The 17,832-nt window shown below is 60.5% G+C and carries 16 protein-coding genes and 1 pseudogene; 6 read left to right on the top strand and 11 right to left on the bottom strand.

The genetic code is table 11. The annotated features are described in order from the left end of the window. Positions 1-48: 48 nt before the first annotated feature. From PYH37_RS15225 to PYH37_RS15180, 10 genes are all read right to left on the bottom strand, one after another. The gene (locus PYH37_RS15225; protein WP_012707029.1) at positions 49-276 is read right to left on the bottom strand and encodes a F0F1 ATP synthase subunit C; all 228 of its coding nucleotides are present in this window, start codon (positions 274-276) and stop codon (positions 49-51) included. A gap of 85 nt (positions 277-361) precedes the next feature. Next, positions 362-1,114: a F0F1 ATP synthase subunit A gene (locus PYH37_RS15220; protein ID WP_280735758.1), complete on the bottom strand. Its 753-nt coding sequence runs from the start codon at positions 1,112-1,114 to the stop codon at positions 362-364. Between the two features lie 60 nt (positions 1,115-1,174). Further along, positions 1,175-1,534: an AtpZ/AtpI family protein gene (locus PYH37_RS15215; protein WP_280735757.1), complete on the bottom strand. Its 360-nt coding sequence runs from the start codon at positions 1,532-1,534 to the stop codon at positions 1,175-1,177. A 290-nt stretch (positions 1,535-1,824) separates the two neighbouring features. Beyond that, positions 1,825-2,964 (bottom strand): cell wall hydrolase, encoded by a 1,140-nt coding sequence (locus PYH37_RS15210; RefSeq protein ID WP_280736053.1) that lies wholly within the window; start codon positions 2,962-2,964, stop codon positions 1,825-1,827. Positions 2,965-3,223: 259 nt separating this feature from the next. Next, the gene (locus PYH37_RS15205; protein WP_280735756.1) at positions 3,224-5,125 is read right to left on the bottom strand and encodes a potassium transporter Kup; all 1,902 of its coding nucleotides are present in this window, start codon (positions 5,123-5,125) and stop codon (positions 3,224-3,226) included. A 17-nt stretch (positions 5,126-5,142) separates the two neighbouring features. Continuing rightward, a complete protein-coding gene (locus tag PYH37_RS15200; protein WP_280735755.1) occupies positions 5,143-6,120 on the bottom strand; it encodes a magnesium transporter CorA family protein in 978 nt (325 codons plus the stop codon). 389 nt (positions 6,121-6,509) lie between these two features. Beyond that, positions 6,510-7,661, bottom strand: coding sequence for an Mrp/NBP35 family ATP-binding protein (locus tag PYH37_RS15195; protein WP_280735754.1), 1,152 nt, complete (start codon positions 7,659-7,661; stop codon positions 6,510-6,512). Positions 7,662-8,271: 610 nt separating this feature from the next. Further along, complete coding sequence (locus tag PYH37_RS15190; protein ID WP_425336142.1) at positions 8,272-9,045, bottom strand: LuxR family transcriptional regulator; 774 nt, start codon at positions 9,043-9,045, stop codon at positions 8,272-8,274. 139 nt (positions 9,046-9,184) lie between these two features. Next, positions 9,185-9,925 (bottom strand): helix-turn-helix transcriptional regulator, encoded by a 741-nt coding sequence (locus PYH37_RS15185; RefSeq protein WP_280735753.1) that lies wholly within the window; start codon positions 9,923-9,925, stop codon positions 9,185-9,187. 193 nt (positions 9,926-10,118) lie between these two features. After that, positions 10,119-10,931: an IclR family transcriptional regulator gene (locus PYH37_RS15180; protein ID WP_280735752.1), complete on the bottom strand. Its 813-nt coding sequence runs from the start codon at positions 10,929-10,931 to the stop codon at positions 10,119-10,121. 132 nt (positions 10,932-11,063) lie between these two features. Here PYH37_RS15180 and PYH37_RS15175 point away from each other — a divergent pair, with 132 nt between their 5' ends. The 6 genes from PYH37_RS15175 to PYH37_RS15150 all read left to right on the top strand — a co-directional run bounded on the left by PYH37_RS15175 (position 11,064) and on the right by PYH37_RS15150 (position 17,456). Next, entirely contained in the window at positions 11,064-11,834 is a 771-nt protein-coding gene (locus PYH37_RS15175) for an SDR family NAD(P)-dependent oxidoreductase (RefSeq protein WP_280735751.1), read from the top strand. Further along, positions 11,831-12,751 carry a 2-dehydro-3-deoxygalactonokinase gene (locus tag PYH37_RS15170; RefSeq protein ID WP_280735750.1) on the top strand — a complete coding sequence of 307 codons (921 nt, stop codon included), beginning with the start codon at positions 11,831-11,833 and terminating at the stop codon, positions 12,749-12,751. Before PYH37_RS15175 ends, PYH37_RS15170 begins: the two co-directional genes overlap by 4 nt. 14 nt (positions 12,752-12,765) lie before the next feature. Next, positions 12,766-13,401 carry a 2-dehydro-3-deoxy-6-phosphogalactonate aldolase gene (locus tag PYH37_RS15165; protein ID WP_280735749.1) on the top strand — a complete coding sequence of 212 codons (636 nt, stop codon included), beginning with the start codon at positions 12,766-12,768 and terminating at the stop codon, positions 13,399-13,401. Further along, complete coding sequence (locus PYH37_RS15160) at positions 13,401-14,285, top strand: SMP-30/gluconolactonase/LRE family protein (RefSeq protein WP_280736052.1); 885 nt, start codon at positions 13,401-13,403, stop codon at positions 14,283-14,285. The genes PYH37_RS15165 and PYH37_RS15160 overlap by 1 nt, the downstream gene beginning before the upstream one ends. Before the next feature lie 141 nt (positions 14,286-14,426). Then, positions 14,427-16,151, top strand: a complete 1,725-nt coding sequence (locus PYH37_RS15155) for an IlvD/Edd family dehydratase (protein ID WP_280735748.1) — start codon at positions 14,427-14,429, stop codon at positions 16,149-16,151. Between the two features lie 687 nt (positions 16,152-16,838). After that, positions 16,839-17,456: a PRC-barrel domain-containing protein gene (locus PYH37_RS15150; RefSeq protein WP_280735747.1), complete on the top strand. Its 618-nt coding sequence runs from the start codon at positions 16,839-16,841 to the stop codon at positions 17,454-17,456. Between the two features lie 87 nt (positions 17,457-17,543). Here PYH37_RS15150 and PYH37_RS15145 read toward each other — a convergent pair. After that, positions 17,544-17,762: pseudogene (locus PYH37_RS15145) on the bottom strand (N-methylproline demethylase); the annotation flags it as partial. Between the last annotated feature and the right edge of the window lie 70 nt (positions 17,763-17,832).

Below are 17,832 nucleotides of genomic sequence, written 5' to 3'. Positions count from 1 at the left end.
TATGCGCGGCCGCGACCCTGAGGGCCGCGGCCGAAACTTCATCCGTTATTAGACGGCGAAGAGGAGGAGCAGGGCTACGAGCAGCGAGAAGATGCCCAGAGCTTCCGTAACGGCGAAGCCGAATACGAGGCGGCCGAACTGGCCGTCAGCAGCCGACGGGTTGCGCAGCGCGCCGGAGAGATAGCTGCCGAAGATATTGCCGAGGCCGAGAGCCGTGCCGGCCATACCGAGGCATGCAAGACCTGCACCGATGAACTTTGCTGCTTCCGCTTCCATGATTGAACTCCTTCGAAATGGTGTTGCGGCTTAGGATTTGTGCTTTCGGCGGCTAGGCCGACCGGAAGCCAGCGACTGTTATTCCCTAGTGGCTTCCCGGGTGGACGGCATCGTTGAGGTACATGCAGGTCAGCACCGCAAAGACATAGGCCTGGAGGAAGCAAACGAGGAATTCGAGACCGGTGATAGCGACGGTCATGATGAGAGGCAGGATCGCACCGCCGATGCCGAGCGCGCCGAGAGCGCTCAGCGAGGTGACGAAGCCCGCAAAGACCTTCAGCGTGATGTGGCCGGCCAGCATGTTGGCGAACAGACGGACCGAAAGGCTGATGGGACGGGAAAGGAATGAGATGATTTCAATCGTCACCACCAGCGGCAGCAGCACGCCGGGCACGCCATGAGGCACGAAAAGCTTCAGGAAGCCGAGGCCGTGCTTATAGAAACCGTAGAGAATGACCGTGCCGATCACGAAGACGGCCAGAGCGAACGTCACGATGATCTGGCTGGTGACGGTGAAGAAATAGGGAAACATCCCCAGCAGGTTCGCCGTCAGGATGAACATGAACAGCGAGAAGACCATCGGAAAGAATTTCATTCCGTGGCTGCCGGCGCCCTCGCGCAGCATCGACGCGATGAACTCGTACGACATCTCCGAAACCGACTGCATGCGCGTCGGGATCAGCCCGCGCTGCGATGTAGTCAGGTAAAGGAAGCCGGCAGCAACACCGACGGTCGCAACCATGAACAGCGACGCATTGGTGAAGGAAAAGTCAAGTCCGCCAATCTCGATCGGGACAATCTTATTGACCAGGAACTGGTGGGTCGGATCGTTTGACACCGCGCTTCTCTTTCATTTTACCCGCCCGCAAGCGGAAACCGTGTTCTTCCGGGCGACGCCTCAGACGCCGCCTCCGTCCTTCTTGTCATTCCCAAGGCCGTCTTTCCGCTGATCGGGTGTCGCCACCAGTCCGGCAGAACGCAGCACATTCAAAACACCGGCACAGAACCCGAGAAGCAGGAGGACGATCATGCCCCACGGCCCTGTACCCGCAAAATGGTCCAAAAGATAGCCCAGAAACGCCCCGACCACGATGGCGGCGATGAACTCGCTCGAGAGCTTCATTGCCGCCGCATAGCCTTTGCGGCTTTCAGCGGCACGAACTTCGACGTCCTCCGACTCTTCCGTCCGCTTGGACGCAATGTCGTCGCCAAGACGCTTCAGCCGCGCTTCCAGACTGTCTTCCGGCTTCTCCGTCACATGGCTCCCCTTTGCAGCCCCACGCGGTCGAACGCGATCTCGGTCATACAAACGGCCGGTATCCAAGCCACGCTTCGGCCCCATTTGAAGTCGCGCGCAACATAGTTTTAGGCACCCGTATAGTCAAGGCATGGAAGAGCGTTCGACGTGGACAATGTTTCGAAGAGAAATCAATGGCTTAAATGATTAAATCCGCAAGCTGCGACAAAGCGGCAGCGGGAATCGTTGCCGTACGCGGTGTTCGGGCACCGGCCGCATGACTTACGCGTGCACGGAGTCGAACGCGCCGGTCAGCTCCAGCCGCCGCCATAGGTGCGGTAGAAGATGTGCAGTCCGATCTTGCCGACCCGTTTCATGGTCTTGGCCCAAGCTGGCCTCACATAGGTCGCGTGATAGTGCGTTGCGGAGCCCACTTCGGACAGCCAGATCTTGCCGGCGGTGACGGCCAGCGCGACTTCCTTGGCGGTCTTCCAGTGCGAGCGCGAATAGATCAGGTCGCGGATCATGTCGCAGGCGAACGAGAATTGGCAGCGGTTGCGCCAGGCCTTGTTTTGGTAGACGACGCCGCAGATCGTCTTCGGGTAGGTCGGGTTGCGGACGCGGTTGAGAATCACCTGGGCGACCGCTGCCTGCCCTTTCACGGGCTCGCTGCGTGCCTCGAAATAGATGCCTTCGGCCAGGCAGGTCTGCTCTTCCTTACTGAAAACGGTCGGGGGCAACGGCGTCGCCGCCCAGGCATGGTCGTCCGGGGCTATTTCCGGAATGAAGCGCCCGGCATTCTTGTCTTCCCGCAGGATCGAATCGAAGGGCGATTCACGCGCATAGTCCGGCTCGGGCCGGACATAGGCGGTTGCGAGAATGTCGGCCTTGTCGTTGGTGACGAGCTTGGCGAGCATCGGTGAAACGCCGATACCGGTCTTCGGCGGTTTCTTACGGTAGAAGGCCGTGGCGATCTCGATCTCCTTGCCTTTGATCTTCGGCTTCGCGAAGATCATCTTCTCGGCCCCGTCGAAGTCCGGCTCCAGCAATGAGCTCGTGCGCTGTAGGATCGAACCGGCGGTAAAATCCTTTGGCGGCGTAACCGGGCTGACGGCAACGATCCGCCCTTTTTTCAGCTTGCGCGTGACGCGGTCTTCGTCCGGCGTCCCGTGATGCTTGGTCTCCGCGGTCAGCGCTACGCGGCTACCGTCGGGCAGATTGATGCCGGCGCCACCATCCAGCGCACCGGTGGTGATCGGATCGGCGAACACCATCTCGACCTCGTGGAGCGAACCTGCCGGCGATTGGGTCAGATACATACGCCAACGTTCGCCGCCGCGGTTGATGCCGGCCAGGAAGGTCGCCAGATCCGAATAGGCCACCGCCGAAGGAAAGCTGAGAAAGATTGCCAGACCGATGATTGCCGGCCCGGTCCAGGCCGAGAAGGACATGCGAAACTTGTGACGCAACTTCTGACTCTTACGCACCGATCGGCTCCACGCAACTCTTACTCGGACACGCGTTCTCGCAAGCCGGCCGAAGACCAGCGGCAAGATTTCGTGCGGAACGTTAGGCCTTTGAAGCGATCGGACGGCTCTCCGTGACCGCTGCCTTCGAGCGTCAAAAATGATGCATTAACCTTGATGTTTGGTTAATGCCTCATCACTGGAACATGCGGCTGACTCACCGCCGATGCGAGATGGAAGGAAGTCAGATGATCACGTGCGAGCCGAGTTCGACGACGCGGTTCGTCGGCAGGCGGAAATAGTCCGAAGGATCGATTGCCGCATTGGCGAGCGCGATGAACAGGCGATCCTGCCAGTGCGGCATGCCGGATTGGGCATCGGGCACGAGCTTGCGGCGGCCGAGATAGAAGGACGTCGACATGATGTCGAACTTCAAGCCCGACTTGCGAAAGAGGCCCAGCGCCTGCGAGACGTTCTGCGTCTCCATGAAGCCGAACTTCATTTCGAGCAGCGTGAAGCGCTCCGACAGGGGCCGTACGCTGACGCGCTCCTCCTTCGGCACCCTCGGCGTGTTGGCGGTGCGGATCGTCAGGATGAAGTTCTGCATGTGCAGCACGTGGTTGTGCTTGATGTTATGAAGCAAGGCGGCCGGCGTCGAGTCCGGATCGCTCGTCAGAAAGATCGCGGTACCCGGCACGGCGACCGGCGCATGCTCGCTCTTGCGCTCGATCGATTTGACGAAGCTTGCCAGCGGAATGTCGATATGGCGGGTCTTGGCGTGAAGGATTTCCGTGCCGCGCTTCCAGGTCCACATGACGATGATGAAGGTCGCCGCGATCAGGATCGGCACATAGCCGCCGTCATGGATCTTCAGCATGTTGGCGCCGAGAAAGACGAACTCCAACGAGAAGAGCGGCAAGAGCACGGTCGCCGCCCCCAAGGCCGACCAGTTCCAGCGGGCTCGCAGGAACTCGAACGCGAGGCAAGTCGTGACCACCATGGCGCCGGTCACGGAAATGCCGTAGGCGGTCGCCAGCGACTCTGACGAACCGAACACGAAAACGAGCACCATAACGCCGAACATCAAGAGCGTGTTGACGTTCGGCAGGTAGATCTGGCCCGTATGCGTTTCCGACGTATGGAAAATGGCCATGCGCGGTAGGAAGCCGAGATGGATCGCCTGACGGGTCAGGGAGAAGGCGCCGGTAATCACCGCCTGGCTGGCGATGATGGTCGCCGCGGTTGCGAGGATGACAACCGGAAGCAGCGCCCATTTCGGAAACATCAGGAAGAACGGATCGGACATCGCGTCCGGGTTCTTGAGGACGAAGGCGCCTTGCCCGAGATAATTCAAGGTGAGCGCCGGAAAGACGATGGTGAACCAGGCCCACTGGATCGGCCGCCGGCCAAAGTGGCCGAGGTCGGCATAGAGCGCTTCCGCTCCCGTGACCGTAAGGAAGACGGCGCCCAGCACGAGGACGCCGAGAAAACCTTCGTTGAACATGAAGGTTACCGCGTAGAGCGGGTTGAAGGCGGAGAAGATCGACAGATCATCGGCGATATGCATCACCCCGACAGCGCCCATGACGAGAAACCAGACGAGCGTGATCGGTCCGAAGAAAATGGAGACGGCAGCGGTCCCCTTCGACTGCACAGCAAAGAGAAGCAGGAGGATCACAACGGCGATCGGGACGATATAATCCGAAAGGGCCGGCGTCACCAGCTTCAGTCCCTCGACAGCCGAGAGAACCGAAAGCGCCGGCGTGATCATCGCATCGCCAATGAAAAGCGCCGCCCCAGCGATTCCCATGAAGAACAGGATCGACGCGTGGCCGTTGGCGGTTTTCATCAACAGGGCGAGCAGAGAAAGCGTGCCGCCCTCCCCGTGGTTGTCGGCGCGCAACAAGAAGAGCACGTATTTGATCGTGACGATGATCGTCAACGCCCAGATCATCATCGAAATGAGGCTGATGATCTCCACGTCCGTCACGCCGTCACGCGAGATGGGGCGCAGCGCCTCGCGAAAAGCGTAGAGCGGGCTCGTGCCGATGTCGCCGTAGACGACGCCAACAGATCCGAGCGCCATAGCGACCAGGCGGCGCATATTTTCGGAGCCATGTATGGCGGGGGCAGACAACTGAGACATACGTGTCCATCAGGCTCTTAGAGCCAGCCTTTCCAGCGGAAGAAGAAAAAGGGTATGACGGCCGAAATCACCATGGCCAGAAGCGCCCAAGGATAGCCGAGCTGCCATTCGAGCTCCGGCATTACACGGAAATTCATACCGTAGATGGATGCCACCAGCGTCGGCGGCAGCAGAACGACTGAAGCAATCGAGAAGATCTTGATGATCGCATTCTGCTCGACATTGATCAGGCCGAGCGAAGCATCGAGCAGAAAAGTGATGTTGCCGGAAATGAAGCCCGCATGTTCCGAGAGCGACTGTATGTCTCGGGTGATCGAGCGGCAGAGTTCACGACTGTCCTCGTCCTCCTGCACCGCGGGCACGGTATAAACGAAGGTCAGCAGCCTCGAAAGCGAGGCAATACTGTCGCGGGTCTTCGCGATCAGCCTGTGATGGCCCGCCACATCACGCAGGCGGGCCTCTAACAGATGCGGAGGCCTACGCTTCGACGCTGTCTTTTCGCCGAAGACCTCGATCGAAAGATCGTCGATCTTGTCCACCGCCTGCTCCAGAATTTCCGCCGTTCGGTCGGCGATCGTCTCGAGCAGCCGGGTCAGGAGCACGACGCCACTATGGCAGCCGCCCGGTATCCGATGCATACTGGCCTTAAAGAGCCCGAACGCCCTCGGCTCCGCGTACCGGACCGTCACGAGTCGCCGTCCCGACAGAATAAAGCCCACGTCCGTCAGACCGGGGGCTTCCGTTTCACTCCGGTAGACCAGCGACGCCGTCATGAACACTGCGTCCTCTTCCGTATAGAGCCGGCTCGACGGCTCTATGTCCTTCAGATCATCTCGCGTCGGAATGGAAATCCCGAGCAGACCTTCCATCATCGTCTCTTCCGCCCTGCTCGGGCCGACGAGGTCGATCCAGACAATATCGGAGCGCAAGGTCGCCGGCGGCTCTGCCGTCGAAAGAGCGACAGCTTCACCTTTGGCGCAATATCCTGTGATCACGGGACCGCCTTCTTCAGGCGGGCGACGAGGATGAACCCTGAATGTTTTGAGCGATCAGCCGCCACACGATTTCCACAATACAGATTCACCTGATGAAGACTTCCGCCCGACACGACGGTCGTGTCGTGGGGTCAGAAATCTCCGGCGAGAGGCGCCGAACCGTTTGCCTCGCGAATGCGGCAAGGCATATGACGCAATGCTCGCGCAAAATCAACGCCCTTGCCTCTGCCATCTCCCCACGGCATTACACTCTCGGCACTGAACCGGGGCCGGACCCTACTGCATCATTCCGTAAAATCGACTTAAGATAAAGTCACCGCAGCTAAGACGCCCCGGCGGCCTCGGGTAGCTGACAGAAGCGCGACGCCGGAGACAGCGTCGCGGGGCGGCTATTCGAAAACGATGTTCGGCATCGCTCGGCTCTTATCCTGCTGCGCCGCTGAGACTTGTTCCCAAACCCTTAGAGCAATGTCGCGGTAGATGCGCGCAACCTCGCCGTCGGGCTCGGACACCACCAGCGGCGTTCCCGCGTCCGAGGTTTCGCGGATCCCCATGGTCAACGGCACTTCGCCGAGAAACGGAATGCCGATCCGCTCGGCTTCCCTGCGCGCGCCGCCGTGACCGAAAATGTCGTAGCGATTGCCCGTATCCGGCGCGACAAAGTAGCTCATGTTTTCGACGATGCCGAGGACGGGAACCTCGACCTTCCGGAACATCGCAAGGCCCTTGCGGGCGTCGACGAGCGCCAGATCCTGCGGAGTAGATACGATGACCGCGCCGGCAAGCGGCACCTGCTGAGCCATGGTCAGTTGCGCGTCACCGGTACCGGGCGGCATGTCGACGACAAGAACGTCAAGATCACCCCAGGCAACTTCGCGCAGCATCTGCAGCAGCGCCGACTGGATCATCGGGCCACGCCAGATCATCGCCACTTCCTCGTCGACGAGGAAGCCCATGGACATCACCTTCAGCCCGTAGTTTTCCATCGGGCGGATGAGCCGCCCCTCGATCTGCTGCGGGCGGCCGGAAATCTTCAGCAGTCGCGGCATGGAGGGTCCGTAAATATCGGCATCGAGCAAGCCGACCTTCAGACCGTTCGCCTGCAGCGCCAGCGCCAGGTTCACCGAGGTCGTAGACTTTCCGACCCCGCCCTTCCCCGAGGCAACGGCGATGATGGCACCGACACCCGGAACACCCGCTTTGGAAGGAGTGGCCGGGCGCTGACCATGCGCATGCCCGGCAGCCGGCGGCTGTTGCGGGCGCTGCACGGGTGCGGCCTGGGGGGCCGCCTTGCGGTCGGCGGTCAATGCGACCATCGCCGCTTTCACGCCAGGGATGTCGCGCACGACCCGTTCGGCGGCGGCGCGCATCGGTTCCAGCTCCTTCGCCCGCTCAGCCGGCACGGTGATCGAAAAATAGGCCTTGCCGTCGGAAATAAACACATCTGAGACAAGCCCGAGGTCAACGATATTGCCCTCCATGTCCGGGCCGCGAACGTTCCGCAGCTTTTCAAGAACCATTTCCCTGGTTACGTCCGGCATGTCGCCCTCTTGTCTTTTACCCTGATGACGGCGCGTTACGCACCGACGTGCAGAGACTGCTTTATCGCTCTGTACTGCCGCATAGCTTATTCCCAGATCGAATCCGATTTAAAGGAACCATGCAGTAGATAGTCGAGCTAGGGCGCTTCGCCAATGCGATAGATAAGAAAATGAAGGGCCGCCAGCCAACGATCGTGTCCGTACATCCGGGATCACGAGCCGTTGGCGGCGGCCCTTTCTTCGCAACCTTCTTGGGCGCTGTCTTATTCTAGTCCCCTCTGGACATGCCAACGGATATGCAGAATGCATGCCAGATTGAAATGCCATCTGAAAAGTAACGTTTTCAGATGGATAGCTTCTTGCGTCACAAATCTACGAAAAGAAACTGCTCACTTCCTGGGCATGCCTGCCATTTAAGCACAGGAGCGGAGCATGACGATTGAGCAATTCGCTCGCTGCTTGGCGCAGGGCACCGAGCAGCCGTGCCGGAGACTCGTGATGAAGCTGCGCTCCCGACACGCCCTCACGCTTTAAGTTAAGTTGCTGCACAATTCTGTTTGGAAGTCGTTCCGATTCACGGAATCGAGCGGCGGCCGGTCAACTCGACCAGTTAGCTGATATAGCCCTTCTTCATCGCCTTCACGACCGCTTGCGTGCGATTGACGGCGTCGAGCTTCTTGGTGACATGGTTGAGGTAATGATTGACGGTATGCTCGGAGAGACCGAGAATGCCGGCGATTTCGGCGCTGGTCTTGCCGGCTGCCGTCCAACTCAGGCACTGTATTTCCCGCTCGGACAGGGTGGTGTTTGCGTTCTTCCAGACAGAGCCGATCTCTGCCAGGCGATTGTAGACGTGGATCGCGATCATCTGCAATTCCATTGCCGCCGTCATCGGCAAAAAGGCTTCCGGCCCCATGAGGATGACCGCGCCGCGACCACCTTCGGCGTCGTGAACCGGGAAATAGTTCGCCTGGAAGATGCCGTTCTCGCGCAGCATGGCGATATAGTCGTCGGCCGACGCCGGCTTGCCGCCCTCTTTTTCCCAGTCCTCGAGCATGATCTGGAACGGAGTCGTCGTCTCTCTCAATCGACGGACGCCCGTGCTGAAGCGCAGCATCGACAGGCTGTCGTATTTGTTGAGAAGCTCGGCCGGCATGTTGGAGATGACCGTGGTGGCCGCCAGGCGCTCCACCTCGATCGCCGGAATAGAGCAGATGAGGAACGTCTTGAAGCCAAAGATCTGCGTGACCCGCCGCATGTAGCGGATGATGTCGAACTGGGTTTCAAGCCTTGTGATTTCGGACGCGAAATCACCGCCCCGGGGCAGATCGGTGTCAGTCATCCCGGTCGTCATCGTATCTTGCATTCGCGCGTTCCATGGCATTCATCAACTATCAAATAGCCTGAGCCGAAGACCAATGCCAACAGATGATCGACGATCCTCACTGTTCATACGCAAAAGGCTGTGCATTTCTTCGCATCGCGACCGCCGCGTCCGCCCTTTCCGCGCATCGAAATGCGGGTTAGTTAATCAGCCCGGCGCGCATCGCCTTGGCGACCGTCTGCACGCGGTTGACCGAATCCAGCTTACGTGTCGCGCGGTTCAGATAGTGGTTTACCGTATATTCGGACAGCGCCATGATCCTCGCCATCTCGATGGTCGTCTTGCCGGCCGCCGCCCAGCGCAGGCATTCGATCTCGCGACGGGAAAGGCTGCCGGGGCCGCGCCGGTCGCGTGGCCTGACCTCAGTCAGCCGGCTGTAGACAAGTCCCGCCAAAAGATTGAGCGCCTGCAACTCGTCGTTGGACACCACCGGCCTGTCGCCGCCAAAGGCGATGGCCGCACGATGTCCGGCAGCGTCGTGAACCGGAAGGTAGACGCCCCGTGGCATGTTCGCGTGCTCGAAGACGCTGATGGCGGCCTCTCCCTTGCCGTCCAGTCGTCTTCGTGCCAACTGATGCGCATCATATGTGAAGGGGATCGTGCTTCTGCGCAACCTCTGGATGACGGGGCTGCCATCGATCAGACCGGCACTGTCGTAGCGCCTCAGGAATTCCGAGGCCCAGGTCGTCAAAAGTGCCTGCGCGGCGAGGCTGTGACAGCCGGTGTCGGGAATGGCCAGAACCATGAAACCGCGAAAGCCGTAAGCCTCCGATACCTGGTTGAGAACACGCTTGATATCGTCTTCGCTGCCAAGCGGTCCCCTTATGGACCGGCCATCAGGGAGGACCAGTGAGGACATGTCTGCGGTGAAATCTATCATCTTCCGCCCGTCTCCATCCTGCTCCCATGGGAGCGCGGCCGTTTTCGCTGTGATGAATCTACGTCAGAGCTTCCGCCGGGATCAATCCCGCTCGCGCCCGCAACCAAGCGTAGAGGCAAGCTTGAAGCCATCGAAGCTAGCGATCTCAAGACCCCCCGTCCAGTCGAAACCGCTAATTTACCGTAAAGCGGTCTCAACGTCCATCGCGCCCAGGGCCGAGGCGGATCCTGACCTCCTCCTCGATTTGACCCGCCGCCTTCCGGACGTCCACGGCCCAGGCTGCCAATTGCGCCAAACTGACGCGGTAGGAGGGCCCGGTCACGGAAACACCCGCAACCAGATCGTGTTCCGGGACGGCTATCGGCGCGGCGACGCAGCAGATCTCTGCCTCGTGCTCCTCCCGATCGAACGCATAACCGGTCTGGCGAATCTCGTCGATTTCGGCAAGCAATGTCGCGGCTGATCGATGGGTATGCGCGGTGAACGGGTGGAACTCCATGCTTGCGGCGATCCGCTTGAGATCGGGCTCTGAAAGCGACGATAAAGCCGCCTTGCCGATCCCGGTGCAATAGACGGGTGACGCCTTGCCTATCTGCGAACTCATGCGAACCGTCTGCCGGCTTTCGACCTTGTCGACATAGATGATCTCCGTTTGCCGCAACACGCCGAGATGGACCGTCTCGCCGGTAAGTTCGTGCAAACTCAGGAGATGTGGCGCCGCGATCTCTCGGAACCGGTTGCCGGACCAGGAACGATAAGCAAGTTTCAACAGGCGGAGGCCGGGTTCATAGGACAGGTCGCGCCCCTGCACCAGCAGCCCCTCGTCGACGAGATGGCTCAGCAGCCGGTGCAGCGTGCCGCGCGGCTGCCGGACAGATCGGAGTATCTCGGTAAAGCGCTGAGGACGATCCGCCGTCACCACCGCCTCAAGCACGGCCATCGCCTTGCCGAGCGTGCCGGTCCCGGCACCTTCCCCCTCGAAATCTCTTGCCTCGTCTCCGTCCATTTGATCCAATTTCCTCCGGCGATGCCGCCTTGACAGGATAAATGCCTTGGCGCGATAATTCCAGATAATAAAACCACGTTCCAAATAATGGAACGAGATTTCCACGCTTGCAGTTTCAAGGGGAGGCCAATCATGACTTTGCCAAGCAGCCAGTTCCCCGACCTGCGCGACCGCGGCGTTCTGGTAACCGGCGGTGGTTCAGGCATAGGAGCAGCCTTGGTTGAGGCCTTCGCCCGGCAACGCGCACAGGTTGCCTTCGTCGACATTGCCGAGGAGCCAAGCCGAAAGCTTTGCGACAGGGTCGCCGAGGCAACCGGACGGATGCCGCATTTCATTCTCGCGGATCTCAGGAATATCGAAGCGGTCAGGGCAGCAGCCGAGGCCGCCGTCGCGAAGCTCGGCTCCATTCATGTCCTTGTCAACAACGCCGCGCGCGACGATCGACAGCCGCTCGAAGCGGTGACCGAGGAGAGTTGGGACGAAAGCCTCTCCGTCAATCTCAGGCATTTCTTTTTTATGTCTCAGGCGATCGCCCCCAATATGCAGCGCGCGGGCGGCGGGTCGATCATCAATTTCTCGTCCATCGCCTTTCTGCTCAACATGCCGGAGATCCCCGCCTATGCAACGGCGAAGGCAGGAATCATCGGGCTCACCAAGTCGCTCGCCGGAAAGCTCGGACCGGACAACATTCGCGTCAACACGATTCTGCCGGGCATGATCGTCACCGAACGACAGAAACGGCTCTGGCTCGACGATGAGGCAATTGCGCGGATGCAGGAAAGACAGTGCCTAAAACGCATGCTGGTCGCCGATGACCTCGTGGGGCCCTGCCTCTATCTGGCGTCGGATTGCTCGGCCGCGATGACGGCGCAGACTATGATCATCGATGGAGGCGTATTTTGATAACGGCTGGCTATTACGCCGCGGTGGACTGGGGAACGTCGAGTTTCCGGCTGTGGATCATTGGGGAAGACGGGGCAGTTCTCGCCGAGCGCCGCAGCGCCGAGGGCATGACGACGGCGGCGAAGACGGGCTTTCACACCGTACTCGATGCCCATCTCGCGGCCCTCTCCGCGCCAGCCCATCTGCCGATCATCATCTGCGGCATGGCAGGTGCCCGGCAGGGCTGGAAGGAAGCCGGCTATCTCGGCACGCCGGCCAAGCTCTCGGCCATCGCCGGCCATGCGATCGCCGTTCCCGACGTCGATCGTGACATCCGGATACTTCCCGGCCTCGCCCAACGCGACGAACGGCACCCGGACGTCATGCGCGGCGAGGAAACGCAGCTTCTCGGCGCCGCGGAAAGGCTTGGCGGCGGCCGGCACCTCGTCTGCATGCCTGGCACCCACAGCAAATGGGTCCGTCTTGCGGACGACACGGTCGAGGGCTTCTCGACTTTCATGACCGGCGAATTGTTCGACGTTATCTCGCGCCATACGATCCTCAGTCACGCCGTGGCGGATGCAGACGCCTTCCCGGCCGACAGCCCGGCCTTTGCCGAAGCCGTCGCTCGGGCGAGGGAGAATCCGGCACTGGCGACGAATCTGCTTTTTTCCGTGCGGGCGGGACAGCTTCTCAGTGGAACTGGCGCCGCCGACGCCAGGGCTTGCCTGTCCGGAACGCTGATCGGTGCCGAGATTGCCGGAGCATTCACTTTGGCGGGTTCGGTGGACGGTATTTGCCTCGTCGCCTCGGGGAAGCTCGGCGTGCTCTATCGCACCGCCCTCGAAAGCCAGGGTCTCGCAGTCCAGCTTGTCGATGCGGACGAGGCGGTTCGAGACGGCCTTTCGGCTGCCGCCCGGGCGATCTGGCCTCTTTGACAGAAAGAAAAAACATGAACCGCATCCCCTTGCCACCGATGAAATATCCGCTGATCGCCATTCTGCGCGGTCTGAAGCCGGACGAAACGGAACGCGTTGTTGGCGCCCTCATCGAAACGGGTTTCACCGCAATCGAAATTCCGTTGAACTCCCCTGATCCTTTTAAGTCCATCGAAACAGCGGTGAAGATGGCCCCCGGCGACTGCCTCATCGGCGCGGGCACGGTGCTGACGACGGCTGACGTCGAACGCCTTGCCGATGTCGGCGGACGGCTGATGGTCAGCCCCAATGTGGAAACCTCCGTCATCTCTCTTGCGGCAGCGAAAGGAATGGTGACGATGCCCGGTGTCTTCACGCCGACGGAAGCGCTCGCGGCCGCCGGTGCGGGGGCAACCGGCCTGAAGTTCTTCCCGGCGAGCGTGCTCGGCCCTTCGGGCATCGCGGCGATCCGCGCGGTTCTGCCGAAGGACCTCGAGATCGCGGCCGTCGGCGGCGTTTCGGAGAGCAATTTCGCAGATTACGCAAAAATCGGCATCCGCAGCTTCGGTCTCGGATCGAGCCTCTACAAGCCCGACATGAACGCCGACGAGGTGCGGCAGCGGGCCGTCGCGACACTCAAGGCATATGACGCCATCTATGGAGACCCATGATGACCGAGTTCATCCGCTTTGCCGGACACATTCTTTGTCAGCAGACATCTGAACTCGGCGAAGGCCCTACCTTTGATCCCGCCATGGGCACGGCCTGGTGGTTCAACATCAAGGGCAAGGAACTGCACGAGCTTCATCTCGAAAGCGGACGAAAGACGGTCCACGTCCTGCCCTTTCTCGGCAGCGTGCTGGCCGTGATCGATCCGGCCCGGCAATTGATAGCGTCCGACGAGGGCCTCTTTCTCCGCGACACTGCGAGCGGCAAGCTCAGCCAGTTCGCCACGATCGAGGACAAGCCCGGTAACCGTTCCAACGACGGACGTGTGCATGCCTCTGGCGCGCTCTGGATCGGCACCATGGGACGGAAGGCCGATAAACACGCCGGCGCGATCTACCATGTTGCCGGCAGCCGCGTAACGAAGCTCTACGGAAACATCACGATTCCAAACTCGATCTGCTTCTCGCCGGATGGCGCCACCGCCTATTTCACCGACACGGACGTCAATCATCTGATGCGGGTCGACATCGATCCGGCGACTGCGCTTCCGACCGGCGACCCTGTTGTCCTTTGCGACGAGAGCACGGCACCCGGCGGGCTTGACGGCTCGGTCTGCGACGCCGACGGGCTGATCTGGAACGCGCGTTGGGGCGCGGGTGCCGTCGACGTCTACAAACCTGATGGTCAAAGGGTCGCCCGTTACGCCGTGCCGGCGACGCAGCCGAGTTGCCCAGCCTTTATCGGCGCCAAGGCCGATCGGCTGCTGGTGACGACAGCATGGCAGGACATGGACGACGCGGCGCGGGCGGCCGATCCCGACGCGGGCAAGACCTTCGATCTCGGCATCACGGTCAAGGGCCGCTTCGAGCCGGCCTTTATTCTCTGAAAAAGACGTGGAGCGGAATGCCGATGGAATCCGCGCCACGTTTTCCTGATCCCGCACCGTCAACAAATGCTGGTGCGGCGTCGAGAAAAAGTCATACAATTAATCCATTGCGATGAATCGCAGCGGAAAGGGAGTGCTCGGATGAGCGAAAAGAAAAAAGAACTGAGAAGTCGCCACTGGTACGGCGGCACCCACAAGGACGGTTTCATTCATCGATCGTGGATGAAGAACCAGGGATTTCCCGACCATGTCTTCGACGGGCGGCCGATCATCGGCATCTGCAACACCTGGTCCGAACTGACCCCCTGCAACAGCCACCTGCGCATCCTCGCCGAAGGTGTGAAGCGCGGCGTTTGGGAGGCAGGCGGCTTTCCGGTCGAATTCCCGGTTTCGTCGCTCGGCGAAACCCAGATGCGTCCGACGGCCATGCTTTTCCGCAATCTCCTGGCCATGGACGTCGAAGAGGCGATCCGCGCTTACGGCATCGACGGGGTCGTGCTTCTCGGCGGCTGCGACAAGACCACGCCCGGACAGTTGATGGGTGCTGCCTCCGTCGATCTGCCGACGATCGTCGTTTCGTCCGGGCCGATGCTGAACGGCAAGTGGAAGGGCAAGGACATTGGCTCGGGTACGGACGTCTGGAAGTTCTCGGAAGCGGTGCGGGCCGGTGAAATGAGCCTGCAGGAATTCATGGCCGCTGAAAGCGGCATGTCGCGCTCGCCGGGTGTCTGCATGACCATGGGCACGGCGACCACGATGGCCTCTGTGGTGGAAGCCATGGGCCTTTCGCTGCCGACCAACGCGGCCCTGCCGGCCGTCGACGCTCGCCGTATGGCGCTGTCGCATATGACCGGCAAGCGCATCGTCGAGATGGTGCATGAGGATCTGCGGCTGTCGAAGATCCTGACGAGGGAGAACTTCGAGAACGGCATCATCGCCAACGCCGCCGTAGGCGGATCGACCAATGCGGTCGTGCATCTGCTGGCGATTGCCGGCCGTGCCGGTGTCGATCTCTGTCTGGAAGACTTCGATCGCGTCGGCGGCCACGTTCCCTGCATCGTCAATTGCATGCCGTCGGGCAAGTATCTCATTGAGGATCTTGCGTATGCGGGCGGCCTGCCGGCCGTAATGAACCGTATCGGACATCTGCTTCACGCCGATGCCCCGACGGTTTGCGGCGTCCCGATCAGCAAATATTGGGAGGACGCGGAAGTCTATAACGACGACGTCATCCGCCCGCTCGACAACCCTCTGCGGGCTGCCGCCGGCATCCGGGTGCTGAAGGGCAATCTCGCTCCGAACGGCGCTGTGATCAAACCGTCGGCCGCGAGTGAACATCTTCTCGCCCACGAGGGGCCTGCTTACGTCTTCGAAACGATCGAAGATCTCAAGGCGAAGATCGACGATCCCGACCTGCCCGTGACCGAGGAAACGATCCTCGTGCTCAAAGGTTGCGGCCCCAAGGGTTACCCCGGCATGGCCGAAGTCGGCAACATGCCGATCCCGCGGCGGCTTGTGGAAAAGGGTGTTCGCGACATGGTGCGCATTTCGGACGCGCGCATGTCAGGCACAGCCTTTGGCACCGTGGTCCTGCACGTCAGCCCGGAAGCCAACGCCGGCGGCCCGCTCGCGATCGTCAAGACCGGTGATCGTATTCGCCTGGATACGATGAAGGGCGAATTGAACCTGCTGATCAGCGACGAGGAGTTCGCGACCCGCATGGCAGCTTGGCAGCCGCCGGAACAAAAGTGGCACCGGGGTTACTATAAGCTCTACCACGACACCGTGCTGCAGGCCGATAAGGGAGCCGACCTCGATTTTCTCGTCGGCAACAGCGGCAGCGAGGTGCATCGTGAAAGCCACTAGAGCGGGATAAGGAAAAATCTGTGCGGTTTTCCGTCCGCATCCCGCTCTAACTTGCTACAGCGCGGTGCGTCTTTCAGACGCACAAAGGCCGCTGTAGCACTTTGAATTGCTGCATGTTTTTATCCTTAAATCGGCTCCGATTTAAGGAAACATGCAGTAGAATCAATAACGTTCATGATCTAAATCCGGCCGTTGCTGAACGCCAGAAATACGATAGTTCATGGTTCTGGAAGGTCGGGGTGTCGCTGCCCCCGGCGTTCTGGTGTTAAGACGGCGCAATTGTCGTCGCCCGGCGGTCAGGTGCCGTCGTTTCTTCGTGAGCACGATGGGAAAACGCATATTGCCGCTCCCGAACCGTATCGGAAGGCAGCCCGCCAGCTCCATGCGGGTTTTTACGACCTAGGTCACCCACAGTTTTTAGGGGTGCAACTAGGGAATATCGCGGTTGCGCCGAGATCTCGCCGCACGTGTAGCAGCTTTGATTGGTGATTTTACAACACGAGGTAAGCCGCCCGCTTCCGCTAAGTGATGCAGATCAATGCTGAATCGTCGCAACTCTCGGCTTCGAAGCTTCACTTTTTCCGGAACAGTTTTCGCTGCCGGACGTTGCTTGAGTATCACCGGCGCAGCCGGAGCAGCGAGAGCTAAGCTGCGCCTTGTTCGACAACGTCAACGAAAGGCACAGATATGACCAAGTACCTTATATCTTCCGTTGCCGCCGGCGCGCTTCTCGTGGGCGTTGCCGTTGCCCCGACGAGTTTCGCGCAGCAAACCACGACACCGCCTCCGGCCGAGCCTGAGACGATGCAGACGCAGCCTGCTCCAACGACGCCTGCGCCCGCTGACCAGGCACAGAAACCACCGGCCGATACGACGACTGAGACGGCTGCTGCAGGATCGGGTTATCTGACCCAGCAGGCCGATGACCAGATCGCCACGAGTTCCTATGTCGGCCAGTCGGTCTACAACGCCGCCGATGAGAGAATCGGCGAGATCAATGATCTGATCCTCAAGAAGGATGGCGGCGTCGAAGCGGCAGTGATCGGCGTGGGCGGTTTCCTGGGTATCGGTGAGAAGAATGTTGCGGTTCCATTCGACCGCATCGAAATCTCCGAGCAGCCCGACACAGACGCGCTGAAGCTGATGACGACTGAAACGGCCGATACACTGAAGGCCGCACCGGAGTTCAAGACGAAGGCGCAATTGATCGCCGAGCGCAACGCCGCGCAGCCGGTCGACACATCGACGACCGGGGCCACCGGTACGACCCCGGCCACGCCGACGCAGCCGGCACCTCAGCAGTAAAGCGGTCTGAAGCGGGATCGGAGGTATCCTCTGGCATCCCGCTTCACCGTCTGGAAAGCGGCGCCCAAGGCGCCGCTTTATAGGTGCAAGGTTGCCGAATGCCGGCGGCGAATCCTCCGACACGATTGCTGAGCGAGCCGTCATCGTCAGCGCGATACCGCTCTTCGCCTTTTCCACATGATAGAGGCGATAGCGGTTATTCGGCATGTCGTCCGAAGAGGCCGGCTCACGCGACATGACGCGGTTTTTCAGCGTCAGGTGTTTCAGGCGGTAAGGCTGGAGCAGCGGGTCTTTCGAGAGAGTCACAATCGTCCTTGAGAATTACCGCCGCCGCTCAGGTTTTCTTTTGTCGCATAATCAATCCGAAAACCGGTTC

This window comes from Sinorhizobium numidicum (assembly GCF_029892045.1).
Lineage (GTDB): Bacteria > Pseudomonadota > Alphaproteobacteria > Rhizobiales > Rhizobiaceae > Sinorhizobium > Sinorhizobium numidicum.
The sequence above is the reverse complement of the archived record's forward strand: the minus strand, read 5'-3'. Positions and strand labels throughout refer to the sequence as shown.

Coding starts and splice junctions, on each gene's coding strand:
- PYH37_RS15225 (WP_012707029.1), bottom strand. CDS start 276: ATGGAAGCGGAAGCAGCAAAGTTCATCGGTGCAGGTCTTGCATGCCTC.
- PYH37_RS15210 (WP_280736053.1), bottom strand. CDS start 2,964: ATGTCCTTCTCGGCCTGGACCGGGCCGGCAATCATCGGTCTGGCAATC.
- PYH37_RS15205 (WP_280735756.1), bottom strand. CDS start 5,125: ATGTCTCAGTTGTCTGCCCCCGCCATACATGGCTCCGAAAATATGCGC.
- PYH37_RS15195 (WP_280735754.1), bottom strand. CDS start 7,661: ATGCCGGACGTAACCAGGGAAATGGTTCTTGAAAAGCTGCGGAACGTT.
- PYH37_RS15190 (WP_425336142.1), bottom strand. CDS start 9,045: ATGCCATGGAACGCGCGAATGCAAGATACGATGACGACCGGGATGACT.
- PYH37_RS15185 (WP_280735753.1), bottom strand. CDS start 9,925: ATGATAGATTTCACCGCAGACATGTCCTCACTGGTCCTCCCTGATGGC.
- PYH37_RS15180 (WP_280735752.1), bottom strand. CDS start 10,931: ATGGACGGAGACGAGGCAAGAGATTTCGAGGGGGAAGGTGCCGGGACC.
- PYH37_RS15175 (WP_280735751.1), top strand. CDS start 11,064: ATGACTTTGCCAAGCAGCCAGTTCCCCGACCTGCGCGACCGCGGCGTT.
- PYH37_RS15165 (WP_280735749.1), top strand. CDS start 12,766: ATGAACCGCATCCCCTTGCCACCGATGAAATATCCGCTGATCGCCATT.
- PYH37_RS15160 (WP_280736052.1), top strand. CDS start 13,401: ATGACCGAGTTCATCCGCTTTGCCGGACACATTCTTTGTCAGCAGACA.
- PYH37_RS15155 (WP_280735748.1), top strand. CDS start 14,427: ATGAGCGAAAAGAAAAAAGAACTGAGAAGTCGCCACTGGTACGGCGGC.
- PYH37_RS15150 (WP_280735747.1), top strand. CDS start 16,839: ATGACCAAGTACCTTATATCTTCCGTTGCCGCCGGCGCGCTTCTCGTG.